Genomic DNA, 9025 nt, shown 5'->3' on the forward strand with positions numbered 1-9025 from the left:
CCGGCCCTGCCGGGCGATGCCCGCGCTCGCCATCGTGCGTGTGCGGACGGCGATGTCGGCGCGCAGCAGCCGGTCGAGCTGCGGCCACACCGGGGCGAGTGCGGCGTCCCACACGGCGCCCCACGCGTCGGCGATCAGGCTGCGGGCGCGGGCGGGGTGATCCCGCATCTCGCGGAGAGCCTCTCGCCGGGTTCCGCTCGACCGCGCCACCATCTTCCCGAAGTCGACGCGCATCGGGCCGAGGGATGCGGCACGCAATTCGTCGAGCTCGATCTCGGGCGTGAGGTCCCAGCGGGGTGTGGTCGTCAGGAAGTCGGGCAGGTAGCCGTCGTCGCCGATCACGGTGGCGAGCAACGCGACGTCGTCGCGGGGGAGGCGGTCGCGCACGGAACGCAGCCACCCCCATTGCAGGGGGTGGGCGGTCGGTCGCCGTAGTACCCGTACCGCGTGCGCGAGCTCGTGTCCGGGCGAGATGCCGAACCGCACCGCCTCGACGTCACCCGGGCTCAGGTGGAACTCGACGCGGTGATCGGGGTGCTCGACGCCCTCGATCGGGCCGGAGTTTCGATCCACGTCGAAACTCTAGGGACTCTTCGCGAGTCTGTCGAGACTGGTGCCATGAACAGCACATCACCATCGAACGGGGTCGTCTCCGGGGCGGACATCCGCATCGGTACGGGCGGCAGCCGCAGGTTCGTGGGAGCCGAGCACGGCGCCGAGGTGTCGTACTTCTTCGTCGAGAACCAGCCGGGGGAAGGGCCGGGGCTGCACTGGCATCCCTATCCTGAGACCTGGGTCGTGATCGAGGGCATTGCCTCGATCACGGTGGGCGAGGAGACTTTCGTGGCCGGGGCGGGAGACACGGCCACCGGGCCCGCCTTCATCGCCCACCGCTTCACCAACGTGGGGGACGGGGTGCTCCGGATCATCGGCATCCACGCCTCCGCCACCATCATCCAGACGTTCCTCGATGAGGACTGACCACAGGAGCACCGATGTCCTTCCAGGCATACCTCGACAACATCGAGACCAAGACCGGCCTCACCCCGCGGCAGTTCATCGCGCTCGCGACCGAGAAGGGGTTCGACCGCACCACCAAGGCGACGCCGATCGTCGCGTGGCTCAAAGAGGACTACCAACTCGGTCAGGGGCACGCCATGGCGCTCGTGCACGTGATCACCAAGGGCCCGCAGATCAGCGACAAGCACGTGGGCACGGGCGGTGCCCACGGAGACGCGTCCGACACTCTGTGGCTCGACGGCAAGGACAGCAACCCGAACTCCTGATGGGCCCTCATGCTGAGGTCGGGCATCGCCCCGGCCAGTAGGATTCCCTGCGTGGCAGCATCCTCCCAGCGCAAGAAGAAGACCCCGACCGCGAAGCGCACCCCGGTCCGCACGAGCGGCAACCCGGCGAAGCGTCCGGCGGTCGAAGCGGGCCCCGTGACGGCCTCCGACTGGATCGGGGCCGCGCGTCTTCGCACCCTTCCTCTCGCGATCGCGCCGGTCGTGATCGGCACGGGAGCCGCGCGCAGCACCGGGCCCGAGTTCCACTGGGTCATCGCGCTCGCCTGTCTCGCCGTCGCGGTGCTGCTGCAGATCGGCGTGAACTTCACGAACGACTACAGCGACGGCGTGCGCGGCACCGATGCCCACCGGGTCGGGCCCGCGCGCCTGACCGCATCCGGGCGGGTCGCGCCGCGCACCGTCCTCATCATCGGGCTGGTGTTCTTCGCGCTCGCCGCGCTCGTCGGGCTGGCGATCGTCGTGCGCACCGGACAGTGGTGGATGATCGCGGTGGGCGCCGCCTGCATCGTGGCCGCCTGGTTCTACACCGGCGGCAAGCGGCCCTACGGCTACTACGGCCTCGGCGAGGTCTTCGTGTTCGTGTTCTTCGGGCTCGTCGCCACCCTCGGCACGACCTGGGTACAGATCTTCGCGCTGCCGCAGCAGGCGTGGCTCGGTGCGATCGCGACCGGCCTTTTCGCCTGCGCCGTGCTGCTCGCGAACAACCTGCGGGACATCGATCAGGACCGCGAAGTGGGAAAGCGCACGCTGACGGTGCTGATCGGACGCCGGGCCACCCAGGTGCTGTTCACCCTCTTCGTGATCGCGCCGTTCGGGATCGCGGCCTTCCTGGCGTTGGCGTTCCCGATCGCGTGGATCTCGCTGCTGGCGCTGCTCGCAGGGCTCCCGGCGATCGCCATCGTGTGGTCCTACCGTCAGCCCAAGGAACTCGTGACCGCATTGGCGCTCACGTCGCTGACGTCGCTGCTCTACGCGGGCGCCCTCTTCTGGGCGTTCGTCGGCTGAGCGCGGCTGGGGCGCTCAGGCCCTGGCGTCGCCGTCGATCGGGTCGTTCGACTCGTCGATGACCTGGTCCTCGGCGTCCGCATCGGCCTGTCCCGCGGACGAGCGGGTCTCGCGGCGTTCCTGCAACCGGGCGGAGGCGTCGGTCAGGGGCGTGCGCAGGAACAGCATCGAGATGCTCATGCCGATCAGCGCGGCGAAGATCGCGGCGAGCCACCAGAACTCTCGGAAGATCGGGAAGAACACCCAGAGGATGGCGAGCGGGACGAGGAACGCCAGCAGCCGCAGCACGGTGTAGACGAGGAAAGGCGCGGGCTTCTTCACCCCTCCAGTCTACGTTCGCTGCGGACGGCCTCCGTCGCGGGTGCCGTCGGAGGTCCCGTCGTCGGTGCTGCGGGGGATGCCGAGTCGGGGGAAGGGGATGCCGCGCACCACGCGCCGCCACGGGTGCTCGCCGAGCGACCACAGCAGTTCCGCCTCGAGGTCGAGCGCGAGGTCTTCGCATCCGACCGGGAGCGGCACCGGAGCCGGAGCGAGCGCCTCGCGCCGGCCGCTCCAGAGCGTACCGGGGTGCATACGGTCGGATTGCGACACGAAGTGCCGATCGCCCCAGCGGACGGCCCCCTGCATCCGCGGGATGCCCGGGGTGAAGCGATCGACCTCGGCGAAGTCGTCATCGGCGCTCGCGGGGACGATGAACTCGCCGATCCGGCCGCCGATATCCGTGCGGTGCTCACCGATGAGCACTCGCGGCAACGACGCGCCGCCGTCGTCGAACACGCGGCCGAGGTACGAGCAGCGCAGCGCGATCGGATGCACGCGGGTGCGTACCGCGATGAGCGCCGTCGTGCGTCCACCGCGACGGCGTGCCCCGGCCAGTCGCTGCGCGAGCGCGCCGCGCACCTGACGGATGTCGGACATGTCGAATTCCCAGATACCGCGTCCTGTGGCCGCGGCGAACAGGCGATCCCCGAACCAGGCGAGGCCACCGGCGTGGATCCGCGCCGGCTGCAGCTCACCCTCGTCGTCGGTGACCGCGAGCAGGATGTCGATGTGGCGCGAGCGCTCCAGATCGACGAGCGTGACGCGGGAGGCGAGGTGCTCCCCGGAGAGCTCCTGACGGAACCAGCTCACGGCCAGGGTGCGTCGCCCGCGCCACTCGCCGACGTCGAGGCCCTGCGGGTACCAACGCCTGGTCCACGTCCTCGCGCTGAGCCATCGCAGATCGACGGTGTCGCCACGACGCTGCCGCACGGGACGCCAGGTCGATCCGAAGGGCCAGAGCATGCTCTCCATCGTCGTCGATGCGTCGCGCGGGTGCGAACCGAACCGCGAAGAGCACGGTATCGCGGCACGCAGCTCCATCATGCTGGCATGTATCATGTTACATGCCCGTCGCGTTCGTCTCCGAAGAGCGAACGGGCCGATGAAGAACGTCTCGGGGGCGTCTGATGGGGGTCAGGCGGCCGCGTGGCAGGCGGGCTCCGCATCGCGGGCCCCGCGTCCCGAACGTGTCACGTTCGGCAGTGCGATGCACTGGGAGGTGTGGTTCCGTTCGGGTGCGGGACCACACCTCAGTGCTCGTCTCCGTGGACACTCATCGTTCACCTCCGCGTCGCCATCCGGCAACGACCGCCTGCCACCATTCCCGGACACCGTCCGTCTTCGGGAGTCCTGTGCGCACACCCCTCGTCACCGTCATCCTGCCCGCGAAGGACGCCGGTGAGTACATCGGGACGACTCTCGAGACGCTCACCCGCCAGTTCGACGATTCCGGATCCGTCAAGCTCGTCGCGATCGATGACGGATCTCGTGATGACACGGGCGCGCTCATGCAGAAGTACGCGCAGCGCTTCGCCCACGCGGCAGTGCTGCGTAATCCGACGGCACGGGGGCTGGCGACGGCGCGCAACCAGGGCCTGCGACACGTCGAGGGCGATGCGTTCTGCTTCCTGGACGGCGACGACTGGATGCAGCCGCGGCGCCTGGATGTCCTGGTGTCACGGCTGCGGGAGCTCGACTGCGACTTCGTGCGCACCGACCACATCACGGTCAGAGGCGGCCGGCGCGCACTCGTCCGTGCACCGCACCCCTGGCGTGATCGGGTGACCTCGCCCCGCGATGCGATCCTGCCGGAGAACGAGTCGACCATGGTCGACTATCCGTACGCCTGGGCGGGGCTCTTCCACCGCAGGGTCATCGACAACGGTCTGGCGGCCTTCCCCGAGGGGCTGTTCACGGCGGAAGACCGGCCGTGGATCTGGCGGCTGCACCTGCAGGCCGAGTCGTTCGCAGTGGTCGATGCCCCCGCTCTGCTGTACCGGCGCGGTGTCGCCACATCGCTCACTCAGGCCCGTGACCGGCGGCAGCTCGACTTCGCGAGGGCGATGGATGAGGTCATCGCGATCGTGGAGCGGGATGCGGAGGCGGACCGGTTCCTGCCGAAGGTCGCCCGGACCGCGCTCGCACTCAGCTCCCACCATCTGGTGCGCGCCCGACGGATGCGCCCCCGGCTGCGGGCGGAGATGCGGGAGGCGATCCGCACCACGCTCTCCCGACTTCCCGCGCACGAGTTGGGCGTGGCGTCGAGGCGTCTCGACGGTCCCCGGCGCCGGGTGCTCGCGCGCATCCTGCGACAGGTGGAGCGGGCCGCATGACGCAGCTGTTCGCGCTGCACAGCACCTACGGTCTCGCAACCGCCACAGCCGCGATCGATGCCGGGCTGATCCGCGGTGGGGGCGAGCGCGTTCTCGTGCCCTTCGTGTCATCCGCGGTGCCCGAGACCGTCACCGGGATCGCCGACGATCCGACCCTCCGATCACTGCGTGGGCGCTTCGATCGCATCGAGCCGCTGGAGGAACTGCTCATGCCGCGCCATCCGCGGTCCTGGGAGCCGAAGGGCGTCGACCTGCCGATGCTGGAGCGGCTGTTCGCACGCGCGTGGGATCTGGATCCTCACGATCTCGAACTGTTCGTGCAGAGTCCGCAGGTCGCGCCGGCCCGCACACTGATGGCGTTGTTCCCGCAGGCGCGCATCACGATCATCGGCGATGGTCTGATGACGTACGCGCCGATGCGGGTGCGGATCCCCTACTCCGTCGCCGCACGCATCGAACAGGTCGTCTACGCCGATGTCGTACCGGGAGTCCGCCCGCTCGTCGGGTCACCCGGTGCCCAGGTCGCACCGGTGCCGCCGCGGGCGTTCGCCGCCGCCCTGGGCGAGACGGATACCGGCTCGACCGAGCCTCCGGACGAGTCCGGCTCGACGGTGCTCGTGCTCGGACAGTACCTGTCGGCGCTCGGACTGATGACGGCGGCCGCCGAGATCGATCTGCAGATGCGCCTGGTCGATCGCGCGGCGCAGTGGCGACCGCGGCGCATCGTGTTCAAACCGCATCCGGCCGCTCCGCCGCTGGTGACGGCCGCCGTCGAAGCGGAAGCAGCCCGTCGGGGCATCGACTTCGAGGAGTATCGCGGCCCCCTCCCCGCGGAACTGCTCGCCGAGCGACTGGACGTGGTGGCGGTGGTCGCCGGGTTCTCCACCGCGCTGCCGACCGTGCGCACGCTCTTCGACCGGGCGATCGGTTCGGCGGGAAACGACACCGTGCTGGCCGCCCTGACGCCTTTCGAGAACAGCAACCGGATTCCCGTCACCCTGGTCGACGCCCTCACGCGCGAGGACTCGCCGTATGCCGATCCTGCCCGACTGCAGCTGCTCATCGACGCGGTCGGCTATGCGATGCAGCCGAAGATCGCCGGCCACCTGCGGGGTCGGGCCGAGGAGCTGTTACGTGGTCTCGATGCCGACGAGCGTGCTCGGTATTTCACGCCACGTCGGCTCGCCGAGCTGCGGCTGCCCGGTGCGCCGGCGGAGAACGCCGTGCGTCGTGCGCTGCGCCCCGCCGGTGGAGTGGGCAGGATCGAGGAGTGGCGCCTTCATGCCCTCGGGGCCAGGAGGCGGGCAGGGCGTGCGTGGCGGGCGCTACGCGGACGATGACGATGGCGACGACGAGGATGTGGACGATGGACGAGCGGAAGCCCCTCACGGTGGCGATCATCCCGGCGCGCGGGGGATCGAAACAGGTGCCACGCAAGAACCTGCAGCGCGTCGGCGGTGTGCCCCTGGTCGAGCGTGCGGTCCGCGCCGCGGCCGCCGCACCCGGCATCGATCTGGTCGTCGTCTCGACAGACGATGACGAGATCGCTGCGGTGGCGACGTCGGCCGGCGCGCGGGTGGTCCGTCGCCCCGCGGCGCTCTCCGGTGACACCGCGACCTCGGAGAGCGCGATCCTGCATGCATTGGACGACCTCGAGGCGAACGGAGACGCCGTCGGTATCGTGGCGTTCCTGCAGGCGACCTCGCCGTTCATCCCGAGCGATGCGCTCGCTGACGCCGTGGAGGAGATCCGTGCCGACCGCGCCGACAGCGTCTTCTCGGCTCACGAGACCTACGGGTTCCTGTGGCGGGAAGGGGAGGGGAGCGAGGCGGTGGCGATCAACCACGAAGCCGCGCACCGCCCGCGCCGACAGGACCGGGAGCCGCACCACCTCGAGACCGGGGCGTTCTATGTGTTCCGGGCCGCGGGCTTCCGCGAGAACAGGCATCGCTTCTTCGGCAGGACCCGCATCTCGGCGGTGCCGGAGTGGACGGCGATCGAGATCGACGATGCGGATCAACTCCGCGTCGCCCGCGCGCTCGCCCGCCTGCACGAGGCCCCCACGCCCATTCCGGTCCGCGCCGTCGTCACCGACTTCGACGGCGTGCACACCGACGACACCGCGATCATCGACGCGGACGGCGGTGAACGGGTGCGGGTCAGCCGGGAGGACGGGATGGGCGTCGCCCTGTTGCGTCGCGCGGGCGTGCCGCTGCTGATCCTGTCGACCGAGGTGAACCCGGTGGTCCGCGCTCGCGCCGACAAGCTCAGGGTGCCGGTGCTGCACGGTATCGACGACAAGGACACGGCGCTGCGCGACTGGGCGCGCGACAACGACGTGCCTCTCGCCGACATCGCCTACCTCGGCAACGACGTCAACGACCTGCCGGCGATGCGGATCGTGGGATGGCCGGTCGCGGTCGCCGACGCGCATCCGCTGGTGCTCGAAGAGGCCCGCGTCGTGCTGAGCCGTCGAGGTGGAGAAGGCGCCGTGCGCGAGCTGATAGAGCGGGTGTTGTCGAGCTGACCGACGCCGGTAACCCGGTGGTCTCACAGTGTTCATCCTCGGCCCGTAGTCAGGAGGGAGGGGTAGCACCAACGCTCGAACACCGGAGGAATCATGACTGTCAGCATCGGCTCACGAGTGATCGGCGGCGGGCGTCCCGCCTACGTCATCGCCGAGATCGGCCTGAACCACAACGGCGACGTGGACATCGCGAAGAAGCTGATCGACGTCGCGGCCCGAGCCGGTGCCGATGCCGTGAAGTTCCAGAAACGGACACCGGAGATCTCGACGCCGGAGCACATGCGCGACGTTCCGCGCGAGACGCCCTGGGGTGTGATGAGCTACCTCGACTACCGCCGTCGTGTCGAGTTCGGGCGCGACGAGTACGTCGAGATCGGCGACCACGCCACGATGCTCGGCCTGGACTGGTTCGCCTCGCCGTGGGACGTTCCCAGCGTCGCGTTCCTCGAAGACCTGAACGTGGTGGCCCACAAGGTCGCCTCGGCCAGCCTCACCGACACCGAACTGCTGATCGCGCTGCGGGAGACCGGCAAGCCCGTGATCCTCTCCACCGGCATGTCGACCATCGAGCAGATCGACCGGGCGCTCGACACGCTCGGCACCGATCGGGTGGTCCTCATGCATGCGACGTCGACCTACCCGCTGGAGCCGGAAGAGGCGAACCTGCGGGTGATCGCGACACTGCGCGACCGCTATCCCGGCGTGCCCGTCGGCTACTCGGGTCATGAGCGCGGACTACAGATCTCTCTCGCCGCCGTGGCCATCGGAGCCGTCGCCGTCGAGCGCCACATCACCCTGGACCGCACGATGTGGGGATCCGACCATGCGGCCTCGCTCGAGCCGACGGGCCTCGAGCACCTCGTACGCGACATCCGTGTGATCGAGCGTGCGACCGGCGACGGCGTCAAGCGGGTGTTCGACAGCGAGCGTGCGCCGATGGCGAAGCTGCGCCGCGTTCCGGCATGACGGCGGCCACCGGCATCCGCGTCGTCGCCATCGCGGATGCCGACTCGTTCGTGAAGTGGGCCGCCTCCCTTCTCGGTTCCGTGCCGGGTGTGCGCCCGCACCTGCTGCTCGTGCGCACACCGCTCACGGCCAGCGCCGAGCAGCAGTGCACGGCTCTCGCCGGCACGACGCTCGGACCGGATGACGTCACCCGCATCGGGTTCGCGCAGACGGAGGCCTGGCTGGCCGGACAGCGCCCCGACGTGGTCCTGCTCGCGGGGCGCGGACCGTTCGTGCGGCTGATGGGACGCGTGATCGACGCGTTGGAGCATCGACCGGTCACGGTCTCGGGACTGCCCGGCATGGCGATCCCCGCCCAGCGCGGGGCGCTGGATTATCGCCGCCACACCGATCTGCTGGTCGTGCATTCCCACAGGGAGGTGCGGGCCTTCGAAGAACTCGGCCGCCGCATCGGGGTGCAGATGCCGGTGGCGCTCGCCACCCTCCCGTTCGCCCGGCGGCGGCAGCGCATGCTGCGTCCGGAGCGCGTCGGCATCGTTGGGGTGGCGGGTCGGCGAGCCGGTCTT

10 protein-coding genes and 1 pseudogene are annotated in these 9025 nt (G+C 69.9%); 8 read left to right on the forward strand and 3 right to left on the reverse strand.

The window, feature by feature from the left end:
* A pseudogene (locus tag B2869_RS06670) lies at window positions 1-573 on the reverse strand (transcriptional regulator); the annotation flags it as partial.
* 45 nt (window positions 574-618) lie between these two features.
* Here B2869_RS06670 and B2869_RS06675 point away from each other — a divergent pair.
* From B2869_RS06675 to B2869_RS06685, 3 genes are read left to right on the forward strand one after another with little or no spacing between them, the layout of a single operon-like run.
* Complete coding sequence (locus B2869_RS06675; protein ID WP_029267450.1) at window positions 619-981, forward strand: cupin domain-containing protein; 363 nt, start codon at window positions 619-621, stop codon at window positions 979-981.
* A gap of 14 nt (window positions 982-995) precedes the next feature.
* A complete protein-coding gene (locus B2869_RS06680) occupies window positions 996-1286 on the forward strand; it encodes a DUF4287 domain-containing protein (RefSeq protein ID WP_292764139.1) in 291 nt (96 codons plus the stop codon).
* 51 nt (window positions 1287-1337) lie between these two features.
* Window positions 1338-2312 carry a 1,4-dihydroxy-2-naphthoate polyprenyltransferase gene (locus tag B2869_RS06685; protein WP_292764142.1) on the forward strand — a complete coding sequence of 325 codons (975 nt, stop codon included), beginning with the start codon at window positions 1338-1340 and terminating at the stop codon, window positions 2310-2312.
* Between the two features lie 15 nt (window positions 2313-2327).
* Here the strand turns inward: B2869_RS06685 and B2869_RS06690 are convergent, their stop codons facing one another.
* Entirely contained in the window at window positions 2328-2633 is a 306-nt protein-coding gene (locus B2869_RS06690) for a DUF4229 domain-containing protein (protein ID WP_292764145.1), read from the reverse strand.
* A gap of 9 nt (window positions 2634-2642) precedes the next feature.
* Window positions 2643-3596: a hypothetical protein gene (locus B2869_RS06695; RefSeq protein ID WP_292764148.1), complete on the reverse strand. Its 954-nt coding sequence runs from the start codon at window positions 3594-3596 to the stop codon at window positions 2643-2645.
* A 389-nt stretch (window positions 3597-3985) separates the two neighbouring features.
* Here B2869_RS06695 and B2869_RS06700 point away from each other — a divergent pair, with 389 nt between their 5' ends.
* The 5 genes from B2869_RS06700 to B2869_RS06720 all read left to right on the forward strand — a co-directional run.
* A complete protein-coding gene (locus tag B2869_RS06700; protein WP_292764150.1) occupies window positions 3986-4966 on the forward strand; it encodes a glycosyltransferase family 2 protein in 981 nt (326 codons plus the stop codon).
* The gene (locus B2869_RS06705) at window positions 4963-6306 is read left to right on the forward strand and encodes a polysialyltransferase family glycosyltransferase (RefSeq protein WP_292764153.1); all 1344 of its coding nucleotides are present in this window, start codon (window positions 4963-4965) and stop codon (window positions 6304-6306) included. Before B2869_RS06700 ends, B2869_RS06705 begins: the two co-directional genes overlap by 4 nt.
* Before the next feature lie 26 nt (window positions 6307-6332).
* On the forward strand, window positions 6333-7493 hold the full coding sequence (locus tag B2869_RS06710) for an acylneuraminate cytidylyltransferase (RefSeq protein WP_292764156.1): 1161 nt from the start codon (window positions 6333-6335) through the stop codon (window positions 7491-7493).
* Between the two features lie 93 nt (window positions 7494-7586).
* On the forward strand, window positions 7587-8459 hold the full coding sequence (locus B2869_RS06715; RefSeq protein ID WP_029260018.1) for an N-acetylneuraminate synthase family protein: 873 nt from the start codon (window positions 7587-7589) through the stop codon (window positions 8457-8459).
* Window positions 8456-9025 (forward strand): DUF6716 putative glycosyltransferase (locus B2869_RS06720; RefSeq protein WP_292764161.1); only part of this gene is annotated, 570 nt, incomplete at its 3' end. The genes B2869_RS06715 and B2869_RS06720, both read left to right, overlap by 4 nt.

It is taken from the genome of Microbacterium sp. UBA3486 (assembly GCF_002377845.1).
GTDB lineage: Bacteria > Actinomycetota > Actinomycetes > Actinomycetales > Microbacteriaceae > Microbacterium > Microbacterium maritypicum_A.

Bases quoted from the DNA above. Each gene is read 5' to 3' on its own strand.
- B2869_RS06695 (WP_292764148.1), bottom strand. From the start codon at position 3,596: ATGCTCTGGCCCTTCGGATCGACCTGGCGTCCCGTGCGGCAGCGTCGT.
- B2869_RS06715 (WP_029260018.1), top strand. From the start codon at position 7,587: ATGACTGTCAGCATCGGCTCACGAGTGATCGGCGGCGGGCGTCCCGCC.
- B2869_RS06675 (WP_029267450.1), top strand. From the start codon at position 619: ATGAACAGCACATCACCATCGAACGGGGTCGTCTCCGGGGCGGACATC.
- B2869_RS06710 (WP_292764156.1), top strand. From the start codon at position 6,333: ATGGACGAGCGGAAGCCCCTCACGGTGGCGATCATCCCGGCGCGCGGG.
- B2869_RS06680 (WP_292764139.1), top strand. From the start codon at position 996: ATGTCCTTCCAGGCATACCTCGACAACATCGAGACCAAGACCGGCCTC.
- B2869_RS06705 (WP_292764153.1), top strand. From the start codon at position 4,963: ATGACGCAGCTGTTCGCGCTGCACAGCACCTACGGTCTCGCAACCGCC.